The following is a 23,645-nucleotide window of genomic DNA, read 5'->3' as shown; positions in this document are numbered from 1 at the left end:
CCTCCTGAACGGTGGCCTTCGGGACGCACCCCGCGAGTGCGGCCGCGCGGTAGGCGGGCGGCCGTGCCCAGGGGCCTCGTCCCGTGACCGCGACGGATGAGAACCAGCGCCGCCGACGGGTCATCGGGCTCGCCGCGGACGGCATCACGGATGCCGCGCGGCCCACCGTTGCGGGCCAGCGCCGGAATTCGACCGGCTTCCCCCACCAGAGGCGGAGGGAAGGTTATGTCCCGGGGACGCGCCGCTTCAAGGCGGCACCCGCGAGTGTGACAACACCCACGCGCCCATCACCTGCGGCAACGTCCGTCCGCCCCGCCCGCGGAAGCCGAACTCCCCCGCCCCTCGGCCGCGTTCCCGGCAAGACAGGAGCCGACTCCCCCGGGACCCCTGGGACCCGCGGTGCGGGTCAGCGGCGCAGCAGGTAGGTGTCCATGATCCAGCCCTTGCGCGCCCGCGCCTCGGCCCGCAGCTCGCGGATGCGCCCGGCGGTCTCCGCGAGCGGGCCGGAGACGAGGATCTCGTCGTCGGTGCCCAGGTAGGCGCCGTAGTGGATCTCGACACCCTCGGGATCGATCCCGGCGAAGGCCGCTTCGCCGTCGAGCATGACGACGACGTCGTCGACACCCTCGGGGATGCCGCCCTCGGCGAGCCGGCGGCCGGTGGTGATCTGGAGGGGGCGGCCGACGCGGGTGAGCGTCGTGCGGTGGCGGGCGGCCAGGACGGAGACGCTGCTGATGCCGGCGATCACCTCGTAGGTGAAGGCGGTCGCGTCCGTGCGGGCGCGGACGTCGTCGAGGACGGCGATGACGCTGTCGTACAGCCCGGGGTCGCCCCAGACGAGGAAGGCCGCGGTCTCCTCCGGGCCGACCCGCTCCGCGAGGAGGTGCTCCACCACGTCGGCCCGGCGGCGGCGCCAGTCCTCGACGGCCGCCGGGTAGCCGGGGGCGGTGCGGTCGCGCTCGGCGTCGGGAACCTCCACGACGCGGTGGCCCGGGCGGGCGTGCTCCTCCAGCATGCGGTGGCGCAGCCGGACGAGTTCCTGGCGTTCGCCGGTCTTGCCCAGGACGAGGAAGACGTCGGTCCCGGCGATCGCCTTGACTGCCTGGAGGGTGAGGTGGTCGGGGTCGCCGGCGCCGATACCGATCACGCGTATGTGTCGCATGGGGCGATTGTGCCGCGTGTTGGCCCTCGTACGCCGCCCTGCCCGACCTGTTCCCGAGCCCCCTGTGAACTCCGTCACCCCGGACGGGGCGATTACGGCACCGCATAGTAGACGGCCCCGAACGGCATATGCGAGCCATCCCTACCGCACCGGACATTTCACGCACAGGAGGACGGACCGTCTGCGATCCGCGTGTCGCTTCCGGCCGTCCGCCCGACGCGGACGGCATCCTGAAGGGACGTCAGATTTTCACAACAAGGCGCCGAACGGGCACACGCATGCCTCGCTTCGCAGCGCAAGGATCGTCTTCGCTACGACTCGGCGTAGTAACGATCTTCCATTGCCCCGCTCTCGGGACCGTCCGCACAATGGCCGAGCCCGCACGGCGTCATCGCAGCTCAGGCGGGATGTGAATACGGACGCCGAACCACCGAGTGAGGTCACGCAATGACGAACCACCGCCGGAAGACGCGCCATCGCAAGATCGTCGTCGCCGCTCTCGCCGTCGCCGCCGTGGGAGTGCCCTCGGTCGCCATGGCATCCATCGACAGCCCTCAGCAGAACGCGCGGCACGGCGCGTGGTCCCACGGGCACTGGCAGGACGCGCGCTGGGGCGGCCAGTGGTCGCACGGCGGCGGGGCCGGCGCCCCCTCCTCCGCCCCCGAGGCTCCCGCACCTCCGGCTTCCGCCCCCTCGCAGGCGCCCGGCACGGCACCGTCCGGCGCCCTGACCGGGAACGTCGCCACGGTGGTGAAGCTGGTGAACCAGGAACGCGCCAAGGCCGGCTGCTCCGCGGTGAAGCTCAACGGCAGACTCACCGACGCCGCCCAGGAGCACAGCGCGGACATGGCCGAGCACGAGAACATGTCGCACACGGGCTCGGACGGCTCCACCCCCTCGGACCGCATCAGCGCCGCCGGCTACAACTGGCGGTCCTACGGCGAGAACGTGGCGTACGGCTACTCCTCCCCCTCGTCCGTGATGAAGGGCTGGATGGACAGCCCCGGTCACCGGCGGAACATGCTGGACTGCTCCTTCAAGGAAATAGGAGTCGGCCTGGCGCAGCCGGGCAGCTACTGGACCCAGGACTTCGGCGCATCCCGCTGAGGTGACGCCCGCGGGGCCCGGCCGCGATCGCGGCCGGGCCCCTCGGCGTGTGCGCGGGGTACGGAGTGCCGGTCAGCGCAGCCCGCGCCCCAGGGCCGTGATCAGCTCGCCGTCGGAGGTGTCCCCGCTCAGCTCCCAGAAGAAGGCACCGCCGAGCCCCTGGTCCTTGGCCCAGGCGGCCTTGCCCCGCAGGGTGCGCGGTGTGTCGTAGCTCCACCACTCGTCGCCGCAGCGGGCGTACGCGGTGCCCGCGACCGTACTGGTGGCCGGGCAGCGGGTCTTGAGCACCTTGTAGTCCTCACTGCCCGCCTCCCATGTGCCGGGGGCCGGGCCGGTGGCGCTGCCGCCGGGCGCCGACTGCGTCACCCCGGTCCAGCCGCGGCCGTAGAAGCCCACCCCGAGGAGCAGCTTGCGGGCCGGGACGCCGAGCCTGCGGAGCTTCTGCACGGTCGCCTCGGCGTTGAAGGTCTTCTCGGGGATGCCCCGGTACGCGGTGAGCGGGGAGTGCGGGGCGGTCGGGCCGGTGGCCGACCAGGTGCCGAAGTAGTCGTAGGTCATCGGGTTGTACCAGTCGACGTACTTCGCGGCGCGCCCGTAGTCGGCCGTCTCGAGCTTGCCGCCCGGCGAGGCGTCGGCGGTGACGGCGGCGGTGAGCAGGTTCTTGCGCCCGAAGCGGTCGCGGAGCGCGCGCATCAGGTCCGGGTACGCGGAACGGGCGCTGGTGTCGCAGGTCATGCCGCAGGCGCCCGGGTACTCCCAGTCGATGTCGATGCCGTCGAAGACGTCGGCCCAGCGCGGGTCCTCGACGAGCCGGTAGCAGGAGTCGGCGAAGGCCTTGGGGTCGGCGGCGGCCTGGGCGAACCCGCCGGACCAGCTGTAGCCGCCGAAGGACCAGAGGATCTTGAGGTCCGGGTACTGCTTCTTCAGCTTCCGCAGCTGGCCGAAGTTGCCGTGCAGCGTGCCGTCGGCGGTGCTGTCGGCGACGCCGTCGACACTGCCCGCCGCGTCGTACGGCTGCTCGTAGTCGGCCCAGGAGTCGCCGACGGCGCACTTGCCGTCCGTCACATTGCCGAAGGCGTAGTTGATGTGCGTCAGCCGGGCCGCGGAGCCGGAGGTGGCGACGTCCTTGACGTGGTAGTTGCGGGCGTACACGCCCCAGTCGATGAAGTACCCGACGACCTTGGACCGGGCGTGGCTGTCGTGATGGCCGTGTCCCTGGCCCTGGCCCTGCCCGTGTCGCTGTGCGTGTCCCTGTGCGTGTGCGGAGCCGTGGGATGCCCCGGCGGCGGTCACGGGCTGGGCCGCGGCCGGGCCGGTGACCAGGCCCGCCGTGAGCAGCGCGGTGCCTGCGGCGACGAGGCCGACGAGGGTTCTGCGGACGCGTGATCCCTGCTGTCTGGGCATGCGGTTACCTCGGGTCGGAGACGGGTGGAGGCGCGCGAGAGTCGGGGACACCCTAGGAGGACTAGACCAATGGGGTCAATGGTCTGCACCATTACGGAATCCCGCGCTCCGTGACCGGGCATCAGCCCCGCCGCGCACCGCCCGACGTGCCGTCAGTCCCGCAGATATCCGAGCCCGGGCGCCTGGTCGAGGTAGCCCCGCAGCAGACGCCGCGCGACGGCGACGGAGTCGACGAGCGGATGCAGGGCGAAGGCCCGCAGTGCCGCGGCGCGGTCACCGGTGCCCGCGGCCAGGATGACGTCCCGCTCCACGGACTTGACGGCGGTCACCAGGGCGGCCGCGTGGCCGGGCAGCGGGTCGCCCGCGATCGGGCGGGCGCCGTTGGCGTCCACGAAGCAGGGCACCTCGACGACCGCGTCGGCGTCCAGGGCCTCCAGGACACCGCGGTTGCGGACGTTGAGGATCAGCGACGTACGCTCGTCCCGAGCGATGGCCCGCATCAGGGCCAGTGCCACGCGCTCGTAGCCGCCCGACTCCAGGTCGGCGGCGTCCCGTTCGCCCGCGCCCGCCGCCTCGCGGACGTCCGCCCCGTAGGTGGTCTCGCGCTCCAGGCGCGTCGCGTCCCAGGTCGCGAAGGGCGGGGTGCCGGGCACCCGCATCCGGTCGTAGAAGCTCCGCTGCTGGTCGAGGAGGAAGGCGCCGCGGGTCTGCTCCGCGGCTCTGGCGGCGGCGACGGCCTCGCGCGCGAAGTAGTAGTAGTGCAGATACTCGTTGGGGACCGCGCCGAGGGTGCGCAGCCAGTCGGCGCCGAAGAGCCTGCCCTCCTCGAAGGAGGCGAGCGCCCGGTCGTCGGCGAGCAGGCGGGGCAGCACATCCACGCCGTCGACACGGACGGCGCTCAGCCACCCCAGGTGGTTCAGGCCGGCGTACTCCAGCCGGGCCCGCGCGGGATCGACACCGAGCGCGTGCGTGACACGTCGGCCGAGGCCCACCGGGGAGTCGCAGATGCCGATGACGCGGTCGCCCAAGTGGTGGGACATGGCCTCGGTGACCATGCCCGCGGGGTTGGTGAAGTTGATGACCCAGGCCTCGGGCGCGAGCCGCGCGACGCGGCGGGCGATGTCGACCGCGACGGGGATCGTCCGCAGGCCGTAGGCGATGCCGCCGGGACCCACGGTCTCCTGGCCGAGCACACCTTCGTCCAATGCGACCCGCTCGTCGACGACACGGCCGGCGAGTCCGCCGACGCGGATGGCGGAGAAGACGAAGTCCGCCCCGGTCACGGCCTCGTCCAGGTCGGTGGTGACGGTGAGGACGGGCGCGTCGCCCCCGCGGGCCTCGTCCTCGGACATCTGGCGCAGCACCCGCACGACGGCGTCGAGGCGGTCGGCGTCGAGGTCGTGCAGGGTGACGTGCGTGACCCGGCCCTCGGCGCGGTCCCGCAGCAGGGCCCGGTGCACCAGCGGCACGCGGAACCCACCGCCGCCGAGAATCGTGAGCTTCATACCTCGACATCCTCCACCCCGGCCCCGCGCGGCGAGGTCCGGGTCGTCACGCGGGCTGCGGCACCGGCCTGCGGCCGCCCCGGCCCCGGCCCCGGCCCCCGGCCCCGGGGAGCCCGACCCTACCCGGACCGTCCCGCGAAACGCGGAAGCCGGACGGCGTCGCGCCGCGTAACGTGACATGCCGTCAAGGGGGGCTGTCGTGGGCGTGTACGTGAGCGTGCGGGGATTCGTCGCGTGCGACACCGAACAGCTCGCCGGGCTGAAGCGGATCATCGCGTCACCCGAGGTGGACCGCACGTACATCGGCGGCTGGGGGTTCCCCTCCGTCCACCACAACGGGACCTCCTACGCCTTCTACGGTGCCGACGTCCGCGCGAGCGCCCTCGACGACGTCCTGGAGATGATGCGCGCCGTCGCGCGGATCCCGCCCGACGAGGACGGGTGCCAGGTCACCGGCCTGTTCCTGGTCAGCCATGAGACCGCCGGCATGGAGGAGTGGCAGATCCGCGCCGGCGAGGTGCACGTCCGACCGGCCGGCGCCGACCACCGCTACCTCGACGCCTGATGCCACCGCGCGCACGCGCCGGCATCACCGGGCCGCGGCCGGGTAGGCGCGAGCCAACCCGGTGCGGCGAACGGGTGGCAGCGCCCGCGCGGGCGGCGCGCGGCGCTGCGGGGAACAGCCGGGCCGGTAGACCTGGCTGGCGGTGCGGTCGGACGGGGAGGCAGCGATGGGGCGCAGGGCGGCCGGGATGGCGGTGTGGCTGCTGGTGCTTCTGACCGTGTACGTGGTGCTGATCGGCCCGGTGACCGTGCTGGAGGTCGTGGTCGGTGCGGCCGGGGCGCTGCCGGCGGCGATCGCGGCCGACGCCGTGCGCGTGGCGTCGGGCGCGGCGCCCGGAGGCGCCCGGTACGTGGTGCGGGCGGCGCTGGCGTGGCCGGGCGCGCTGCTCGCGGAGACATGGCAGTTGGCGCGGGCGGTCCTCGGCGCGCGGCGCGCGCGGGGCGGATTCGAGCAGGTGCGGCTGCCGGACGGTGTCGGGACGGCGTGGGCGGCAGCGGTGCTGTCGTCGACGCCGGGAGCGTACGTCGTGGCCTTCGGCGAGCGGGACGAGCGGGTGCTGACGGTGCACCGCCTCGGTGACACCACGTCAGGTCTGGAGCATGCGCTGGCCGTCGAGGAGGCGAGGGCGTGAACGCGTGGCTCGTCGCGGCCGGGCTGCTGCTGGTGGTGGGCCTGGGACCGTGCGCCTGGCTGGCGCTGCGCGGGGCCGCGCACACCGGGCTGGCCGGGGTGAGTCTGGCGACGACACTGGTCGCGGTCGAGTTCCTGCTGCTGGCCGAGGGCTTCGGACGCGGCTCCTACGTCGACCTGGCGCTGGTGCTCGCGGTGCTCGGCCCCGTCGGGACGCTGGTCTTCACCCGCTTCCTCGCGGGCGAGCCGCACGAGGGCGGCGGGCCCGCGACATGACGGCCCGTCATGACGTCGCGCTCGCGCTGCTGGCCGCCGGCAGTGCGGTGCTGCTGCTCTCCGCCGTGGCGCTGATCCTGCTGCCCGGCCCCCATGCCCGCCTGCACGCCCTGTCGCCCGCGGCGTCCCTGGGCGCCCCGCTGATCGCGCTCGCGGCCGCCGTGGAGACCGGACCGGGCCGGGCGGCGCTGAAACTGCTGCTGATCGGCGCCCTGCTGGCGGCCGCGGGACCCGTGACCACGATGGCGATCGGCCGACTGACGACACGGCTCGAGGGGCTGGACGGGCTGGACGGGACAGACGAGGGAAGGGACCCGCGCACATGACGGGCACGACCGCCGGCGACACCCTGATCACGATCGCGCTGCTGCTGGTGGCGGTCACGGCGACCGCCGCCGTGCTGACCCGCGATCCGGTGCGGCAATGCGTCGTGCTGGCCATGCTCGGACTGGAGTTCGCGCTGCTGTTCACCCTCCTCCAGGCGCCTGACGTGGCCCTGTCGCAGCTCGGCGTGGGCTCGGCGCTGACACCGCTGCTGATCCTGCTGACAGTGCGCCGGGTGCGGCGGCGGCCGGCCCGAGAGGAGCGGGACACGGCCAAGGGGCGGCGCCGGTGAGCCGCACCGTCCGCGTCCGCCTGTTCCTGGTGGCCGCGGCCGTCGTCTTCGCCGGCTTCGCCCTCGCCTGCATCCGACTGCCCGCGTTCGGCGGCGCCTCGCACCCGTACGGGACGCGCGCCGTTGCCGCCGCACTGGAGCACCGCACCGCCAACGTGATCTCGTCGGTCAACTTCGACCAGCGCGCCTTCGACACGCTCGGCGAGGAGTCGGTGCTCTTCGCCGCGGTGCTCGGCGCGACCGTACTGCTCCGGCCGGCCAGGGACGAGCACAAGGCGGCCCCCGCGGCGCGGCGCGTCCTGCCGACGACACGCCTGTTCGGGGCACTGCTGCTGCCGCTGACGATGCTGACGGGCTGGTACGTCGTCGCCCACGGCCAGCTCAGCCCCGGCGGCGGCTTCCAGGGCGGCGTGATCCTCGCGGCGGGACTCCATCTCGCCTACGTGGCGGCCGACTACCGGGTGCTGGGGCGGGTCCGTCCGCTGGCCGTGCTCGACGTGACGGACGCGCTGGCGGCCGCCGCCTTCACCGCCCTGGGCCTGGTCGGCCTGGCCGTGACAGGCGCGTACCTGGAGAACGTGCTGCCCCTGGGCACCTTCCGTGACCTGGCCTCCGGGGGCCTGGTGCCGCTGATCAACGCCGCCGTGGGGATCGAGGTCGGCTCGGGCGTCGTCGTGCTGCTGGCCGCGTTCCTCGACCAGGCCGTGGAGGTGACCGAGAATTGAGCCTGCTGCCCTACCTCGTGGCCGGCTGGGTCTTCCTGGCCGGCGTGTACGGCCTGGTGACCAGCCGCGACCTCATCCAGGCCGTCGGCTGCCTGAGCGTCGCGCAGTCCGGCACCTATGTGCTGCTGCTCGCCGTCGGCTACCGGCGCGGCGGGACCGCGCCGGTGTTCTCCGACGTCCCCGTCCGCGCACCCGTCGTCGACCCCGTCGTACAGGCGCTGACGCTCACCGACATCGTGGTGGGCGCCGTCGTGACGGCCCTGCTGCTCAGCCTCGTCATCCAGCTCCGCAAACGGCACGGGACCCTCGACCCCGAGTCGCTGACCGGGCTGAAGGGCTGAGGCGCGCGTGGGCGCGGGCACGGACGTCGCGGGGGCGCACGTCCTGCTGCCGCTGGCCGTCGCCGTCCCGCTGCTCGGGGCGGTGCTGCTGGCCGTCGCCGGCCGCCGGCTGCCGCGACTGGGCTGCGACGTCCTGGCCACGGTCTGCGCGACCGCCGAGGTCGCGTGCGTGGCGACGCTGTGGGCACGCACCGGCGACGGCCGGGCCGTGACCTGGCTGGGCGGCTGGCGGCCCGGGGGTCCCGGCGGGCACGGCGTCGGCATCGTGCTGGAGGCGGACCGCGTGGGCGGCGGCATGGCGCTGCTGGTCGCCGTACTCGTGCTGGCCGTACTCGCCTACTCCTGGCGGTACTTCGAGGAGCCGGGCGGCGGCAACGCGGGCAGCTTCCCCGCGCTGCTGCTGCTCTTCGAGGCGGGCATGTGCGGCTTCGCGCTCACCGGCGACCTCTTCAACGCCTTCGTCTTCTTCGAGCTGATGGGCGTGGTCGCGTACTCGCTCACCGGCCACCGGATCGAGGACGGCCGCCCGCTGCAGGGTGCGCTGGCCTTCGGGCTGGTCAACTCGCTGGGCGCGTACGCCTCGTTGATGGGCATCGCCCTGCTCTACGCCCGCACCGGCGAACTGGGCTTCGCGGCCATCGCGCGCGAACTGGCCCGGGACGGCGGTCCGGACGCACTCGTGGTGTGCGGCTTCGTCCTGGTGATGACCGGGCTGCTGGTGAAGGCCGCCGTGGTCCCCTTCCACCTGTGGCTGCCGGACGCGCACGCGGTCGCGCCGACCCCGGTGTGCATGCTGCTGTCCGGGGTGATGGTGGAGCTCGGCGTGTACGGCGTGGCCCGCGTCTACTGGGCGGTCTTCGCCGGTCCGGGCGGCATCCCGCACCCCGCGCTGCGGGACACGCTCACGGCGGCGGGCGTGCTGACCGCCCTGCTGGGCGCGGTGATGTGCTGGCAGCAACGCCACCTGAAACGGCTGCTGGCGTTCTCCACGATCTCGCACGTCGGCCTGTTCCTGGTGGGCCTGGCCACCCTGACACCGCTCGGCACCGCCGGTACCGCCGTGTACGTCGCCGCACACGCGGGCGCCAAGGCCGCGCTGTTCGGCCTGACCGGTGTGCTGCTGGACCGCTACGGCTCCGTCGACGAGTACGGGCTGCACGGTCGGGCCCGCGGGCTCGTCGTGCCCGGGGCGCTCTACGCCCTCGGCGCGCTGGTGCTGGCGGGGCTGCCACCGTTCGGGACGGGTCTTGGCAAAGCACTGGCCGAGGAGGCCGCCGGGCACTGGCAGGGCTGGCTGCCGGCCGTCTTCGTGACGGCATCCGCGCTGACCGGCGGCGCCGTCCTGCGGGCCGCGCTGCGCGTCTTCCGCGGCGCCGGCCCGCGGCCGCGGCCCCGGCCGTGGGAGCCGGAGACGAGCGGCGAGGGCGAGGAGCCCGAGATCCACGACCCGCGGCGGCGGCTCCCGGCCGCCATGGTCGCGGTGCCCGCGCTGCTGCTGCTCGGCAGCCTCGCGGTCGGCACCGTCCCGTCCGTGGGCGCCGCACTGGCGTCAGCCGCGGCGGTCTTCACCGACCACCCGGGCTATCTGAGCGCCGCGTTCGGCCCCGCGTCCGCCGCGGTGCCCGCCGTGCCGGCGCCGCCCGCCCACTGGAACACGGCCGGGGTGCTGCTCGGCCTGCTCTCCACGGGGCTGGCCGTCGCGGTCGCCGTGGCGGCCGTGTGGGGCCCGGGTCTCACGGGCGCACTGCCCGGTCGGGCCCGTTCCGTGGCGACGGCGGTCACGCGCCGGGCCGTCGTGCCGCTGCGCCGGCTGCACTCCGGACTGCCCGGTGACTACGTCGCCTGGCTCACGGTCGGGGTGGCCGCGCTGATGCTGGCGTTCGGCGCGCAGTCCGGCATCGGCTGACGCGTGGCGGTCCCGCGGCGCGGGCCCGGCGGGCGGCTACGGTCCGTGCATGGGACCGGGAATCGTCTTCGCGCTGTGTGCCGCCGTGCTCATGGGAACGGCGACGGTCCTCCAGGCCATGGGCGCGCGGCGGGCCGTCGCCGCGACGCCCGGCGCGGCGGGATCGGGCGCGCGCACGCTCGTGGCGGCGCTGCGTCGATGGCCGTTCGTGGCCGGTGTCGCGATGGACATGGCGGGCTTCGCGGCGGAGTTGGTGGCGCTGCGGTCGGTACCGCTGTTCGTGGTGGAGGCGGCGCTGGCGTCCTCCCTTGCCGTGACGGCGGTGGTCGCGGCCCTCCTGCTGGGAGTGCGGTTGCGGCGCCAGGAGTGGGCCGCCGTGGCGGCCGTGTGCCTGGGCCTGGTCGTCCTCGCGGTCTCTGCCGGACGCGACGGCCACGGCGAGGGCACCGAGCGGCTGCGGTTCGCGGTCCTCGTCGTGGCGCTGGTGCTCGCCGCCGCCGGCCGGTTCACCGAACGCGCCGCGCCCCGCAACCGGGCGGCCGCCCTCGGCGCGGGCGCCGGGCTGAGCTTCGGCGTGGTGGCGGTGGCCGTGCGGATGCTCGTGGGCTTCGGGGCGGAGGAACTCCTGACCGACCCCGCTGCGTACGCGGTGGCCGTGGCCGGCGTCACGGGGTTCGTCCTCCTGGTCGACGCCCTGCAGTCCGGTTCGGTGACCGCTGCCACGGCGGCCATGGTCATCACCGAGTCGCTGTGGCCGGCGGTCTTCGGCGTCGTCTGGCTGGGCGACACCACCCGCCACGACCGGGCTCCGCTGGCCGTCCTCGGTTTCGCCCTCTCCATCGCGGGCGCCCTGGCCCTGGCCCGCTTCGGGGAGGCGGAGCAGACCGCCCCGCCTCCCTGAGCACGGATCACGGAACGGCCAGGATCGGGGGTGTGGGGGGGCCCGGGGGATGTCCTCGTCCACCCCCGGCCCCTGGCGGTCCCGCGCGCGAGTGCGACACGGCCCCGGCCACGAGTCGTCCGGAAGCAGCCCGCGCGCTCGGGCGCGGCGGGTCATCCGGTGGCGACCGGCTGCCGGAACGACATCGGAGACCGTCGATTGAGCAGTTCCGTGCGAACAGGACCGCTTTCGGCTCATCACCGGCAGCCGCGCTCCGACAGGCCCTAACGTCCCGGCAACGGCCCTGTACGGACCGCGCGAGGGACAGGGGAGAGCACGATGCACACGACCGGGGACCAGCGGGCGGCCGTGCGCCCCGCCGAGGGCGACAGCGCCGCCGAGGAGATGTTCCGCGCCCTGCTGGAGTCGGCTCCCGACGCCATGGTCATCGTGGACGACACCGGCACCATACGGCTGGTCAACGCCCAGACGGAGTCGCTGTTCGGGCACACCCGCGACGAGCTGCTGGGACGCCCCGTGGAGGTGCTGGTCCCCCGGCGCTTCCACGGCCACCACCCGGCGTACCGTCACGGCTACGCCGGCAATCAGCAGGTGCGGCCCATGGGCGCCGGGCTCGATCTGTACGGGCTGCGCAAGGACGGCCGCGAGTTCCCCGTCGAGATCAGCCTGAGCCCGTTGCAGACCGCCGACGGCCTGCTCATCTCCGCGGCCGTACGCGACGTCAGCGAGCGCAAGGCGGCCGAGGAGCGCATCAACGAACTGGCCGTGCTGGTGGAGTCCTCCCAGGACGCGATCCTGGCCAAGACACTCGACGGCCGGATCACGTACTGGAACGCGGCGGCGCAGCGGCTGTACGGCTACGCGGCGGACGAGGCGATCGGGCAGCACGTGTCGATGCTCGCCCCGGTGGAGCTCAAGGAGGAGATCACCGCCCTGCTCGGCCGGCTGGCGCGGGGCGAGCGGATCGAGCACTTCGAGACGCTGCGGGTCACCAGCTCCGGGCGGATGCTCGACGTCGACGTCACCCTCTGGCCGATCCGCGGGCGGGACGGCGCCATCGTCGGCGCCTGCTCCATCGTCCGCGACATCGCCGACCTGCGGCGCGCCGAGGAGGAGCTGACGGAGCTGTACCGGCAGCAGCAGCACATCGCGCTCACCCTTCAGCGCAGCCTCATGGGCTCCCCCGCCGAGCCGCCCGGCATGCGCACGGCCAGCCGCTACTTCCCCGCCACGCAGGGCGCGGGGGTGGGCGGCGACTGGTTCGACCTGATCCCACTGGGCGGCGGCCAGGTCGGCGTCCTCATCGGCGACGTGATGGGGCGTGGGCTGGAAGCCGCAGCCGTGATGGGGCAGTTGCGCTCGGCCGCGCGGGCCCTGGCCAAGACCGGCATCCCGCCACGCCAGTTGATCCAGGCGCTGGACGCCTTCGTCCAGGACCTGCCCGACCAGCTCGTCACGTGCTGCTACCTCGTCGTCGACCCGGACGCGGGCGAGGTGACGGTGTGCTCCGCGGGGCATCTGCCGGTGCTGCTGGTCGGCCCCGGACCGGAGGCGCCGGTGCGGCCGCTGCCCGCGCCGATCAGCGTGCCGCTCGGCGTCGGCGACGTGCCGCACCAGCAGGTCTGTGTGCCGGTGGCGGCCGGTTCCACGCTGGTGCTGTACACCGACGGGCTGGTGGAGACCCCGCGTTCCGATATCGACGAGCAACTGGCATGCCTCAGCGCCGAGTTGAGCGGCGCCTTCGCGCGCTCCGCCGGGCTTGAGGAGGCCGCCGACCTGGTGCTCGCCTCGCTGCGCCCGGACGCCGACGGACACGCGGACGACGTCACGCTGCTGCTGGCCCGGCTGCCCGAGGCCCCGCTCGCGGCCACCGCGACGGAGGTCGACGCGGTGCCGTCGGCCGTCGCCGACGGCCGACGGTTCGTCCACGAGACCCTGCACGCCTGGGAGTGCGGCCACGTGTCGGACGCGGCATGCCTGCTGGCCTCCGAGGTCCTCACCAACGCCGTGCGCCACGCTCAGGGACCACTGGGCCTGCGCCTGCACCGCACCGCGCTGGACGTGACCGTCGAGGTCTCCGACCACAGCACGCACATCCCGCAGCGCCGGCCCGCCGACCTCGGCGACGAGTCCGGCCGCGGCCTGCTGCTGGTCGAAGCCCTCGCCGCCGGGTGGGGCACCCGTCCCTCCAGCGACGGCAAGACCGTCTGGTTCACCCTCCGCCTGCGCCCGGGCGCCGCCCACGACGACCCCGAGGGGGCACCGGACCCGCGCTGAACCCCGACCCCCGCCCCCTGGGCCCCGAAGGGGCGCGGGAACCGCCCGGCCGGCCCGCCACCCGGCAGCGGCGACCCCTCAGAACCCCGCAAGCCCTAGCCGGACCCCGCGCCGCTGCCCCGAACGACACCGCATCCTCCTGCGCCCCGAAGGGCCGCGGGAAACCGCGCGACCAACCACCACCGACCCGCACCCAACACACGACCCGCCAACCGAACCCCCGGCGACCGCCACGAGGCAGGGCCTTCACCGCCGCAACGGCCGGCCGCTGATCAAACCGCCCACACCCCGCCCCAAAGGGGCACGGGAAACCGCGCGACCAACCACCACCGACCCGCACCCAACACACGACCCGCCAACCGAACCCCCGGCGACCGCCACGAGGCAGGGCCTTCACCGCCGCAACGGCCGGCCGCTGATCGAACCGCCCACACCCCGCCCCAAAGGGGCACGGGAATCCGCGCGACCAACCACAACCGACCCGCACCGAACGCAGACGGGACCGGACGCGAAGACGCCTCAGTGGCCCGCCAGGGTCTTCACCGCCGCGACGGCCGTGCCGATGGCCGCGTCCACGACGCCCGCGATCAGGGCAGTCGGCAGGCCGCCGCCCATGCGCAGGCCGCCGAGGCAGCCCCAGCCGAAGAGTGCCGCGATGTCGACGGCGGCCGAGGTCAGCAGCGCGGTCGTCAGCGGCATCGCCCCGAGCGCGGCCACGCCGACGAGGACGAGCGGCCCCACCGCGGCGAGCAGCAGCGGGCTGCTGACGTGCAGGAGGCGGCGCAGTTCGCGCCCCGTGGCGAGGCGGCCGGCCACCGTGTGGTGCGCCTGCTGGTCGGCGACCACGGCGGCCAGCCACACACCGAGCGCGGCGGTGACGATCGTGGCCGCCGCACCAGCCGCGTCGACCTCGTCGCTCGCGGAGAGGCCGACGACGACGGAGATCATGGTGATGGTGGCGTAGATCCGCTCCTTGAGCCGCTCCGTCGCGGCCTCCACGTCCTCCGGCACCCCACCGGTCTACCCGCTCGGCGGTCCCGCCTGCCGTCGGCTTCCGCGATCTTCAGCCCTTCGGCCCCGCCGTCTCCCGCGCCGGTCCACCCGCTGACAACGCATCCGGACCGAGGTCGGCCGGGCGGCGGTGCCCGGAGAGCGCGAGGGTGAGGTCGAACTCCGCCAGGAGGCAGCGGATGACGTGCTCGACTCCGCTCTGGCCGCCGAGGCCGAGCCCGTACGCGTAGGGGCGGCCGAGCAGGACGGCGCGGGCGCCGAGGGCGAGGGCCTTGAAGACGTCGTCGCCGGTGCGGACACCGCTGTCGAAGAGGACGTCGAGGCGGTCGCCGACGGCCCGGACGACGGCGGGCAGGGCGTCGGCCGCGCCGATCGCTCCGTTGACCTGGCGGCCGCCGTGGTTGGAGACGACGACACCGTCCATGCCGGCGTCGGCGGCCATGCGCGCGTCGTCGGGGTGCTGGATGCCCTTGAGGACGATGGGGCCGGCCCAGTTCTCGCGCAGGAATGCCAGGTCGGGCCAGCTCTTGCCGGGGTCGGCGAACATGCCGACGAAGTGCAGCACCGCGGCGTTCAGGTCCTCCTCCACCGGCTTGGCGAGCCCCGCCCTGAACGCGGGGTCGGTGAAGTAGTTGGCGGTCCCGATGCCCTGGAGGAACGGCAGGTACGCCTGGTCGAGGTCGCGCGGACGCCAGGCGAGCAGCGGGGTGTCGAGGGTGACGAACAGGGCGGTATAGCCCGACGCCTGGGCCCGCCTCAGGAAACTGGCCGTCACCTCGCGGTCCTTGGCCCAGTACAGCTGGAACCAGCGCTCCGCGTCGCCCATCGCCGCGGCGACCTCCTCCATGGGCGTGCTCGACGCCGAGGACGCCACGAAGGGCACACCCTGCGCGGCCGCGGCCCGCGCGGCGGCGGGTTCGGCGTCCGGGTGGACGATCGAGAGCACGCCGACCGGGGCGAGTGCGAGCGGCGCCGTTGTCCGGCGCCCCAGCACCTCGGTCGTCAGATCGCGCCCGGTGACGTCGCGCAGCATGCGCGGGACGATCCGCGTCCGGTCCAGCGCCTCGCGATTGGCGCGCGCGGTGCGTCCGCTGCCGGCGCTGCCGGCGACGTAGCCGAAGGCCTCGGGACCGAGCCGCTCCGCGGCCAGCTCCTCCAGCCGCGTCAGGTCCGTGGGGAGCGACGGCCGCAGTCCCGCCATCCCCTTGAGGTAGATCTCGTACTGGTAGTCCGCCCGGTCGGCCATGCGTGGTCCCGTCTCTCGTCCGCGAGAGGGACTGTGTCAGGGCCGCGCCGCCGCGTCCACCGTCCGGTCAGGCCTCGGGCAGCTCGCGGGCCATCCGGCCGCGCACGACGGCGTTGCGCCGGGTGATCACCGTCGCCGCGGCGACCGCGCTGCCGAGGAAGCAGACGGCCCTCGTCCAGGGGCGGTTGAGGACGTGCCCGGTCGCGTGGTCGAGCGAGTAGCGGCCGGGGCCCGCGACGGCGAGGCACGCGGCGGTGTAGCCGAGGAAGCACGGGTACTCGAAGCCGCCGGAGACGGCGAAGAATCCGGCGGGCACGTGGACGGAGACGGCGCCCGCCATCGCTCCGGCCGCCGCCGCCCCGGCCGCAGGGGTGGCGAGGCCCAGGGCCAGCAGGGTGCCGCCGCCCGCCTCTCCGAGCCCGGAGGCCAGGGCGCTGGCCCTGCCCGGCTCGAAGCCCATGGACTCCATGAATCCCGTGGAGCCCTCGAGACCCTGGCCGCCGAACCAGCCGAAGAGCTTCTGCGAGCCGTGGGCGACGAGCACCCCGCCGAGCCCCAGACGCAGCGCGAGCAGGGCGAGGTCCTTGCGGTGCTTCAACGGCATGGCCGGCTCCTGTTCGCCACGGTGACGCGCTCCGGCGGGCCGGAGCGGGGCTCCTCCCCAGTCTCGGGGGGCGCCGGGCGGACTGCCGTCCGCGCTGGGCCGTCCGGACGTCGTACGTCGTCAGGACGTGATGGCCACGGCCCGGCGCACGCAGTCCTCGGAGGCCGCCGCGCGGAGCATGAAGTCGGCGACGTCCGCGCGGCTGACCCGGGAGGCCAGTCCGAGCCGCAGGTCGGTGCCGGTCCGGTAGACGCCGGAGTAGCGGCCGCCGGTGAGGATCGCCGGCTGCACGATCGTCCAGAGGTCGCCCTCGGCGCGGACCAGGGCGTCCTGGTCGTCCTTGTCCCGCATGATCGCGGGGATCGCCAGGGACATCACCGCGCGGTAGGCGCCGCGGTGGCCCTGTCCGGTGCCGTACGCGCCGACCACGACGAGCCGCCGGACACCGTGTCCTCGCATCGCGGGCAGGATCCGCCGCATGGCCTCGGCGCAGATGGTGTCGCCGCGCGGCGACCGTGTCCCGAGGGCGCTGAGCACCGCGTCGGCGCCCTCGACGACCCGGTCGACGGCGCGGGCGTCGCGTACGTCCCCGGGGAGGATCCGCAGTCCCTCGCGCCCGGACAGGCCGACGGGGTTCCGCACGAGGACGGTGACCTCGTGGCCGGCGGCCAGCGCCGGCGGGACGAGCCGGCGTCCTACATGTCCGGTGGCTCCGAAGACGGCGAGGCGCATGTCAGCGGCGCTCCCGGGTCGCGCGCCCGGGCATGCGGGCGAGGGGGAAGGCGCTCGGCCCGTCGTGGGCCCGGCCGCCGGCGGCGTCGGGCATGGTGGCCCCTTTCGGTGTCCGGTCACCGTCATCCTCGGACACCGCGCGGGGCGGGGCTACTTCGGCGGCTACTTCAGCAGCCGCGACATCCGGCGGTCGGCGAGCGGCTTGCCGCCGGTCTGGCAGGTGGGGCAGTACTGCAGGGAGGAGTCGCTGAAGGAGACCTCGCGGATGGTGTCGCCGCAGACGGGGCAGGGCTCGCCTGCCCGCCCGTGCACACGCAGACCGGTCTTCTTCTCGCCCTTCAGCGCGCCGGCGGCCAGGCCGCGGGAGCGTTCGACCGCGTCCTCCAAAGTCGTGCGCAGGGCTTGGTACAAACGGCTCACGTCCTCCTCGGAGAGGGTGGCGGCGAGCGCGTACGGCGACATCTCGGCCGCGTGCAGCACCTCGTCCGAGTACGCGTTGCCCACCCCGGCGATGACGCCCTGGTCCCGCAGGACGCCCTTGATACGGCGGCGCTCGCCCGCGAGCAGGGCGGCGAAGGCGTCCCGGGTGAAGGCCGCGTCGAGGGGGTCGGGGCCGAGCCGGGCGATGCCGGGGACGTCCTGCGGGTCGCGGACGCAGTACACGGCCAGACGCTTCTGGGTCCCGGCCTCCGTGAGGTCGAAGCCGGCGCCCTCGGGCTCGGCGAGGAGCAGCCGCAGGGCGAGCGGCCCCTTGCCGGGGCGCGGCGGGAGTGCGGGCAGGTCGTCCTTCCAGCGCAGCCAGCCGCCGCGGGCGAGGTGGACGGCGAGGTACGGCCCGTCGCCGTCGTCGGTGGTGCACACGAGGAACTTGCCGCGCCGCCCTACCGCGGTGACGGTGCGTCCCACGAGGGCGTCCAGCGGCGGGTCGTACGTCTTGAGGACGCTGACCGCGACCGGCATGACCCGGCCGACGGCGTGCCCGGTCATCCGGCCGGTGAGGAATCCGGCCAGGGCCTCCACTTCCGGCAGTTCCGGCATGCGACCAGTGTGCCGCGGCCGGTAACGGCATGCGACCGGCGTCCGCCCTGCTCTGTCCGGTTTACAGCCCAATACCGCGACGTGAACACACAGTTGGATGATCGGAACAACTGGACAGCGAGGGGTCTTGTATGAATGATCGGGTTCCATGGCCGAATCTCTCCCCATGCCCCCTGAGGTGCCGCTCCCGGACACCATGGCGCTGGACCCCACCGAGGTGTTCCCGCGTCCGCAGCCGGTCGAGGCGGGTGAGGCCGATACGGTCAGGATCATCAGCGGAGAGGTCGTCGGCGGCCGCCACCGGGGCTCCCGCCGCGGCCCCGGCCGGGCTTCACTGGGCACCGCGGTGCTGTCGGCGACCGGCGCCGTCGCCGGACTGTCGCTGCTGATGCCGCACGGTGCCGCGACCACCGTCGCCGGCGGAGCTCAGGAGCCGGCGGTCGCACTGCCGGACACCGAGGTCAAGGACGCCACCCTGCCCCCGGCCGCCGGGGCCACCGCCTCCGCCCGCGCGACGGAAACGGACGCGGACACGGGCACCACCGTGACCACGGCCGCGGTGACGAGCACCGGCACGACCGGCACCACCACCGTGCACGACGCCGTGCAGCACACCGCCGGCGAGTCGGACGACCCGAAGGACATCCCCCGGCACGCGCGCCCCGACGGCAGCTGGGACAGCCAGGACTGGGAAGAGGCGGTCAAACGCACCGCCTCCGCCCACCACCGCGCCGGCAACGGCGAGCACCCGGGCCGGCACCGCATGGGCGGCCACCAGCACCACGGGGACCGGCACCCCGCGGGTTTCGGCCAGGGCCAGGGGAACGGCCAGGGCTTCGGGCCCGGCGAGCGCCTGGGCGGCCAGAGCGGCGACCGCGCCTGAGAACGCCGGAACCCCCGCGAACACCCGGCACACCGACCGCACCCGCGGCATCCGTCATTCGCTGACGGCCGCCCAGAACCGCGCGCGGCGGCGGCTGTCCTGCCCTGGTCGTCCTCCCGGCGGCGAGCGCCGCGGCCCGGCTTCCGAGGACGGCCCTCCACCCCGCGCTGCCGAACCGCGTACGAGCGGATCGTTCCACCAGGTGAACGCCGTGCCGCCCCCTGTCCAAGGCGGGGTACACGGCTGAGACTGGGGGCAGACGACCATGAGGAGCGCAGGTGACGGTGAAGGTCGACAGCCCGCCGGTCCCGTCCGCCCGGCGTGCCTCGCCCTGGGGCAGGGGCGCGATCGCCGCCGCGGCGGGAGCGCTGCCCGCACTCGCCTTCCCGGCACCGTCGCTGTGGTGGCTGGCGTACGGTGCGCTGGTGCCGTGGATGCTGCTCGCCCGGTCGGCCCCTACGGGACGGCGGGCGGCGCTGGACGGCTGGCTCGGCGGAGCCGGGTTCATGGTGGCGGTGCACCACTGGCTCGTGCCGAGCCTGCATGTGTTCATCGTGCTGCTCGCGCTGCTGCTCGGGGCGCTGTGGGCGCCGTGGGGATGGCTGGTGCGGCGGCTGCTCGGCGGGAGCCCCGGCGCGCGCTCCGTCGTGGCGGCGACGGTGCTGGTGCCGTGCGCGTGGCTGCTGGTCGAGCTGGTGCGCTCCTGGGAGTCCCTGGGCGGCCCCTGGGGGCTGCTCGGGGCGAGTCAGTGGCAGGTCGCGCCGGCGCTGCGCCTGGCGTCGGTCGGCGGCGTGTGGCTGGTCAGCTTCCTGCTGGTGGCCGTGAACACGGCGCTGACGGCACTCGTCGCCGTGCCCCGGTGGCGGGCCCGGGCGGGGGCGGCGCTCGCCGTCTGCGCCGTGGCGACGGCGGCGGTGTGGCTGTGGGCGCCGGTGCCCTCGCGCACCGGGGTGGCCGTACGGGTGGCGGTGGTGCAGCCCGGGGTGGTCGTGGGGGCGCAGGAGCGCTTCGACCAGGGGGAGCGGCTGACCCGTACGCTCGCCGGCCAGGACGTGGACCTGGTGGTGTGGGGGGAGAGCAGCGTCGGCTACGACCTGTCGGCGCGGCCCGATCTCGCCGGCCGGCTGGCCGCGCTCTCCTCGCTGGTCGGCGCGGATGTGCTGGTCAATGTGGACGCGCGCCGCGCGGACGGCCACGGCATCTCCAAGACCTCGCTGCTGATCGGCCCGGACGGGCCGGTCGGCGAGGCGTACGACAAGATGCGGCTGGTGCCCTTCGGCGAGTACGTACCGGCCCGCGGACTGCTGGGCTGGGCCACTTCGGTGGGAAAGGCGGCGGGCGAGGACCGCGTCCGGGGCGACCATCAGGTGGTCATGGACGCGGGCCCCGTACGGCTGGGCCCGCTGGTGTGCTTCGAGTCGGCGTTCCCCGACATGAGCCGCCGTCTCGCCGACGACGGGGCGCAGTTGCTGGTGGCCCAGTCCTCGACCTCGTCGTTCCAGAACAGCTGGGCCCCGGCGCAGCACGCTTCGCTCGCGGCGCTGCGGGCGGCCGAGACCGGACGGCCGATGGTGCACGCCACGCTGACCGGGATCAGCGCGGGCTACGACGCCGAGGGGCGGCGGACCGGACCGTGGCTGGGCACATCGCGCAGCGCCACCCAGGTCTACGAGGTGCCGCTGGCCGCCGGGCGCACCCTGTACGACCGGCTGGGCGACTGGGTGCCCCGGCTGGCGGTGCTGCTGCTGGCCGGGGCGGGCGTGTACACGCTCAGGAGGTCTGCTCGGCCACCGCGGTGACGATGCGTTCGCACAGTTCGTGGGTGCGCAGCGCGTCGCGGGCGTCGAGCGGCTTGCCGTGCCGTACGGCGTCGAGGAAGGCCAGGGTGATCTGCTCGATGCCGCGCTGACGGGCGACCGGCACCCAGTCGCCGCGCCGGCGCACTGTGGGCTGGCCCTTGTGGTCGACGACCTCGGCGAGGTTGACCACCTGCCGCTTGGCGTCCTGGCCCATGACCTCCAGGACCTCCTCCGTCGAACCGTTCATGCGGTTCATGACGCCGATCGCGGTGAAGCCGTCGCCGGACAGCTGGAGCAGCACGTGGTGCAGCAGTCCGTCACGGACCCGGGCGCGCACATCGGTGTGCTCGATCGTGCCGGGGACGAGGAAGCGCAGGGTGTCCACGACATGGATGAAGTCGTCGAAGACCACGCCGCGCGGTTCCTCCGCCAGGCCGATGCGGTTCTTCTGGAGCACGATCAGGTCGCGCGGGTGCTCCAGGCACTGCGCGTAACCGGGCGCGTAGCGGCGGTTGAAACCGGCCATGAGGCCGGTGCCGCGCGCTTCGGCCAGGCGGACGAGGTGCTCGGCGCCCGCGAGGTCGGGGGCGAACGGCTTGTCGACGTACGCGGGCACCCCGGCCTCGATCAGCCGCTCGGTGATGGCGACGTGGCTGACGGTGGGAGCGTGCACGAAGGCGGCGTCCAGGCCCTGGTCGAGAAGCGCGTCGAGGGTGCTGTGGCGGTGCGGCAGGCGGTAGCGGTCGCCGACCTCGTCGAGCGTGGCGGGGGTGCGGGTGTGGAGGTGGAGTTCCAGTCCCGGCTGCGCCGCGAGCACCGGCAGATACGCCTTGCGCGCTATGTCACCGAGTCCGATGACCCCGATCTTCAGGGGTTCCATGTGCCTCTCCCGCCTGCGGTGCCCGGTCGTTTCCGCTGGCAGCATACGGGGCCTGCGGGGGCCTCCAGGGCCGGGCGCGGAGCGAAGCGGCCGACGGTGGCGCGCACGGCGACAGCGTCACCGGGACGACCAAGTGGCGAACCGCCCCATCGAGCGGGAGCCGCGCACCACCCCGCTGAGGCCGGGCAGCCGCTGCACGCTGTACGTCCCCGCCGCCCCCGGCAGAATGGACGAGGACGACCGCACCCCCGATCACCCGGCGTGCGCCGCAGCGACCAGCAGGGCGATCCGGCCGCGGTGGAAGGGGGGCAGGAACGCCTGCGACCGGGATACCGGGGGCACGGATGGTGCCGTTCCGGCGGGTAGGTTGCCATCATGAGCAGTGCGCCGATCTCCCGCCCCGAACTCATCGCCGACACCGCACTCGCCCTGCTCGCGGAGCGCGGCATGCGCGGCCTGACCCACCGCGCCGTCGACGAGGCGGCCGGACTGCCGCTGGGCTCGACGTCCAACCACGCACGGACCCGTGCCGCCCTCCTGGAGGCGGCGGTCCTGCGGCTGGCCGCCCTAGACGCGCAGACGATCTCCGAGGTGGAGACACCTGCCTCCGGACCCGGGGCCGAGGGACTCGCGGCGCTGCTCGCGCCGGCGCTGCACCGCTCCGTCACCCAGGCCCGCGGCCTGACCCTCGCCCGGCTCGAACTCGCCCTGGAGGCCACCCGCCGCCCCGAACTGCGCGCGGTCCACGACGCCGCCGGGCACGCCTTCCGCGACCGGCTGGAGCTGATGCTGCGTGCCGTCGGCTCCGCCGAGCCCGAGCGTCACGCGCGGTCGCTCCTCGCCTGGTGCGACGGCGTGCACTTCCACGCCGTCGCGGGCGCGGGATCCGCGTCACCGCCGTCCGAGGCGGAGTTGCGGGCCGACGTGCTGGACGTGCTGCGAGGGATACTCGGGAGCTGATTCGGCGGATAAATGCGTCGACGCCGGTGAGGGTCCCCGCCATCATGGCCGCCATGACGACGACACCCGAACGCACCGATCCGCCCCACATCGCCGACGAGCGCACGATGCTCGACACCTGGCTGGACTTCCACCGCGACACCCTCGCACTCAAGTGCGCGGGCCTCGACGACGAGCAGTTGCGCACCGCCAGCGTCCCGCCGTCCGGACTCACCCTCCTCGGCCTGGTCCGCCACATGGCCGAGGTGGAGCGCGGCTGGTTCCGCAACGCCCTCGCCGGCGAGGGGGTGCCACCGCTCTACTACACCGAGCAGGACCCGGACGGGGACTTCCACGACCTCGACAAGGCCGACACCGCCGAGGCGTTCGCCGCCTGGCGCGCCGAGATCGCGCACGCCCGCGAGCTGGTCCTCGGCCGCTCCCTGGACGACATCGGCCTGGGCCGCCGCAGGCACGAGGTCTCGCTGCGGTGGATCTACGTCCACATGATCGAGGAGTACGCCCGCCACAACGGGCACGCCGACCTCATCCGCGAGCGCATCGACGGCGTGACCGGCGACTGACCCGCGACCGGCCGGCTGATCACTCCTGCGGGGAATGGGCAACGACGCACCAGTGCACGAGAGTTGTGCGGGTGCGTCGATATGCAGCGGCAGCGGTGGCCCTGGCGGCGATGGCCGCCGTCCCGGGATGTGTGACCGTCTCCGAAGGGCAGCCGGGTACGCCGCTCCCGGCGCCCGCCCCGTCACGGCCGCCGGCGGCCGTCCGCGAGGTGCCCGTGGTCCAGGCGCCCGCGCTGGAGGCCCTGACCACCGTGCCCCCCGCGCCCTCCCCCTCCTCCCCGGCATCGGCGTCGGCGTCGACGCCGCGCATCCGCCGCCCTGTTGCCCCCGCGGACCCCGCCGCGCCGGCGCACCACCGCACGCCCGCGGCGCCGCCCCGCACCGCGGTCCCCGCCGCCCCGCGGACCGGGGGAGCGAACGTGTGCGCCTGGGGCGAGCGGTACGGCGGCTGGGCGGCGGGCGGCGACGCGTCGCGCATCTGCCGGGAGACCTACGGCCGTTGAGCCGGCCCGGC

General features: G+C 74.4%; 25 protein-coding genes and 1 riboswitch. Of the genes, 16 read left to right on the top strand and 9 right to left on the bottom strand.

The genetic code is table 11. The features are described from left to right. Window positions 1-97: 97 nt before the first annotated feature. Window positions 98-225, bottom strand: a riboswitch (cobalamin riboswitch). 181 nt (window positions 226-406) lie between these two features. Continuing rightward, a complete protein-coding gene (gene cobF, locus RV983_RS31210) occupies window positions 407-1,162 on the bottom strand; it encodes a precorrin-6A synthase (deacetylating) (RefSeq protein WP_475989042.1) in 756 nt (251 codons plus the stop codon). A 447-nt stretch (window positions 1,163-1,609) separates the two neighbouring features. Between cobF and RV983_RS31205 the strand changes: the two genes are divergently transcribed. Next, window positions 1,610-2,269, top strand: coding sequence for a CAP domain-containing protein (locus RV983_RS31205; protein WP_475989041.1), 660 nt, complete (start codon window positions 1,610-1,612; stop codon window positions 2,267-2,269). 72 nt (window positions 2,270-2,341) lie between these two features. Here the strand turns inward: RV983_RS31205 and RV983_RS31200 are convergent, their stop codons facing one another. Both RV983_RS31200 and RV983_RS31195 read right to left on the bottom strand, forming a co-directional pair. Next, complete coding sequence (locus RV983_RS31200; RefSeq protein ID WP_475989040.1) at window positions 2,342-3,673, bottom strand: glycoside hydrolase family 18 protein; 1,332 nt, start codon at window positions 3,671-3,673, stop codon at window positions 2,342-2,344. A gap of 152 nt (window positions 3,674-3,825) precedes the next feature. After that, window positions 3,826-5,178, bottom strand: a complete 1,353-nt coding sequence (locus tag RV983_RS31195; RefSeq protein WP_475989039.1) for a 6-phospho-beta-glucosidase — start codon at window positions 5,176-5,178, stop codon at window positions 3,826-3,828. A gap of 199 nt (window positions 5,179-5,377) precedes the next feature. Here RV983_RS31195 and RV983_RS31190 point away from each other — a divergent pair, with 199 nt between their 5' ends. The 10 genes from RV983_RS31190 (at window position 5,378) to RV983_RS31145 (ending at window position 13,415) form a co-directional block, all read left to right on the top strand. Then, complete coding sequence (locus tag RV983_RS31190; protein WP_475989038.1) at window positions 5,378-5,743, top strand: hypothetical protein; 366 nt, start codon at window positions 5,378-5,380, stop codon at window positions 5,741-5,743. A 166-nt stretch (window positions 5,744-5,909) separates the two neighbouring features. After that, window positions 5,910-6,374, top strand: a complete 465-nt coding sequence (locus tag RV983_RS31185; protein ID WP_475989037.1) for a Na+/H+ antiporter subunit E — start codon at window positions 5,910-5,912, stop codon at window positions 6,372-6,374. Further along, the gene (locus RV983_RS31180; protein WP_475989036.1) at window positions 6,371-6,649 is read left to right on the top strand and encodes an MrpF/PhaF family protein; all 279 of its coding nucleotides are present in this window, start codon (window positions 6,371-6,373) and stop codon (window positions 6,647-6,649) included. The genes RV983_RS31185 and RV983_RS31180 overlap by 4 nt, the downstream gene beginning before the upstream one ends. After that, the gene (locus RV983_RS31175) at window positions 6,646-6,975 is read left to right on the top strand and encodes a monovalent cation/H(+) antiporter subunit G (RefSeq protein WP_475989035.1); all 330 of its coding nucleotides are present in this window, start codon (window positions 6,646-6,648) and stop codon (window positions 6,973-6,975) included. The genes RV983_RS31180 and RV983_RS31175 overlap by 4 nt, the downstream gene beginning before the upstream one ends. Further along, entirely contained in the window at window positions 6,972-7,265 is a 294-nt protein-coding gene (locus tag RV983_RS31170) for a Na(+)/H(+) antiporter subunit B (RefSeq protein ID WP_475989034.1), read from the top strand. The genes RV983_RS31175 and RV983_RS31170 overlap by 4 nt, the downstream gene beginning before the upstream one ends. After that, window positions 7,262-7,990 carry an MnhB domain-containing protein gene (locus RV983_RS31165; RefSeq protein ID WP_475989033.1) on the top strand — a complete coding sequence of 243 codons (729 nt, stop codon included), beginning with the start codon at window positions 7,262-7,264 and terminating at the stop codon, window positions 7,988-7,990. Before RV983_RS31170 ends, RV983_RS31165 begins: the two co-directional genes overlap by 4 nt. Next, window positions 7,987-8,331, top strand: coding sequence for a sodium:proton antiporter (locus tag RV983_RS31160; protein ID WP_475989032.1), 345 nt, complete (start codon window positions 7,987-7,989; stop codon window positions 8,329-8,331). The genes RV983_RS31165 and RV983_RS31160 overlap by 4 nt, the downstream gene beginning before the upstream one ends. 7 nt (window positions 8,332-8,338) lie before the next feature. Then, window positions 8,339-10,237 carry a complex I subunit 5 family protein gene (locus RV983_RS31155; RefSeq protein ID WP_475989031.1) on the top strand — a complete coding sequence of 633 codons (1,899 nt, stop codon included), beginning with the start codon at window positions 8,339-8,341 and terminating at the stop codon, window positions 10,235-10,237. A 49-nt stretch (window positions 10,238-10,286) separates the two neighbouring features. Then, window positions 10,287-11,138 (top strand): DMT family protein, encoded by an 852-nt coding sequence (locus RV983_RS31150; protein WP_475989030.1) that lies wholly within the window; start codon window positions 10,287-10,289, stop codon window positions 11,136-11,138. A 318-nt stretch (window positions 11,139-11,456) separates the two neighbouring features. Then, window positions 11,457-13,415 carry a PAS domain S-box protein gene (locus RV983_RS31145; RefSeq protein WP_475989029.1) on the top strand — a complete coding sequence of 653 codons (1,959 nt, stop codon included), beginning with the start codon at window positions 11,457-11,459 and terminating at the stop codon, window positions 13,413-13,415. 519 nt (window positions 13,416-13,934) lie between these two features. Here RV983_RS31145 and RV983_RS31140 read toward each other — a convergent pair. From RV983_RS31140 to RV983_RS31120, 5 genes are all read right to left on the bottom strand, one after another. Further along, complete coding sequence (locus RV983_RS31140; protein ID WP_475989028.1) at window positions 13,935-14,426, bottom strand: hypothetical protein; 492 nt, start codon at window positions 14,424-14,426, stop codon at window positions 13,935-13,937. Between the two features lie 52 nt (window positions 14,427-14,478). Then, entirely contained in the window at window positions 14,479-15,672 is a 1,194-nt protein-coding gene (locus RV983_RS31135) for a lactate 2-monooxygenase (protein WP_475989027.1), read from the bottom strand. 67 nt (window positions 15,673-15,739) lie between these two features. Further along, on the bottom strand, window positions 15,740-16,276 hold the full coding sequence (locus tag RV983_RS31130; protein WP_475989026.1) for a DoxX family protein: 537 nt from the start codon (window positions 16,274-16,276) through the stop codon (window positions 15,740-15,742). 120 nt (window positions 16,277-16,396) lie between these two features. Then, window positions 16,397-17,008, bottom strand: a complete 612-nt coding sequence (locus RV983_RS31125; RefSeq protein ID WP_475989025.1) for an NAD(P)-dependent oxidoreductase — start codon at window positions 17,006-17,008, stop codon at window positions 16,397-16,399. A 162-nt stretch (window positions 17,009-17,170) separates the two neighbouring features. Continuing rightward, entirely contained in the window at window positions 17,171-18,046 is an 876-nt protein-coding gene (locus tag RV983_RS31120) for an Fpg/Nei family DNA glycosylase (protein ID WP_475989024.1), read from the bottom strand. Window positions 18,047-18,194: 148 nt separating this feature from the next. On the opposite strand from RV983_RS31120, the gene RV983_RS31115 reads away from it, so the two are divergent. Both RV983_RS31115 and lnt read left to right on the top strand, forming a co-directional pair. Continuing rightward, complete coding sequence (locus RV983_RS31115) at window positions 18,195-18,929, top strand: hypothetical protein (protein WP_475989023.1); 735 nt, start codon at window positions 18,195-18,197, stop codon at window positions 18,927-18,929. A 278-nt stretch (window positions 18,930-19,207) separates the two neighbouring features. Continuing rightward, window positions 19,208-20,728, top strand: a complete 1,521-nt coding sequence (gene lnt, locus RV983_RS31110) for an apolipoprotein N-acyltransferase (RefSeq protein ID WP_475989022.1) — start codon at window positions 19,208-19,210, stop codon at window positions 20,726-20,728. Here lnt and RV983_RS31105 read toward each other — a convergent pair. After that, a complete protein-coding gene (locus tag RV983_RS31105) occupies window positions 20,700-21,599 on the bottom strand; it encodes a Gfo/Idh/MocA family protein (protein WP_475990518.1) in 900 nt (299 codons plus the stop codon). The genes lnt and RV983_RS31105 overlap by 29 nt on opposite strands. A gap of 384 nt (window positions 21,600-21,983) precedes the next feature. Here RV983_RS31105 and RV983_RS31100 point away from each other — a divergent pair, with 384 nt between their 5' ends. From RV983_RS31100 to RV983_RS31090, 3 genes are all read left to right on the top strand, one after another. Then, window positions 21,984-22,568, top strand: coding sequence for a TetR/AcrR family transcriptional regulator (locus tag RV983_RS31100; RefSeq protein WP_475989021.1), 585 nt, complete (start codon window positions 21,984-21,986; stop codon window positions 22,566-22,568). Window positions 22,569-22,621: 53 nt separating this feature from the next. Next, window positions 22,622-23,131 (top strand): DinB family protein, encoded by a 510-nt coding sequence (locus RV983_RS31095; RefSeq protein WP_475989020.1) that lies wholly within the window; start codon window positions 22,622-22,624, stop codon window positions 23,129-23,131. Between the two features lie 71 nt (window positions 23,132-23,202). Then, entirely contained in the window at window positions 23,203-23,634 is a 432-nt protein-coding gene (locus RV983_RS31090; protein ID WP_475989019.1) for a hypothetical protein, read from the top strand. Window positions 23,635-23,645 lie beyond the last annotated feature (11 nt).

It is taken from the genome of Streptomyces sp. RLA123, assembly GCF_056270165.1.
Note: the sequence above shows the minus strand (reverse complement) of the source record. Positions and strands in the feature narration are given on the sequence as shown.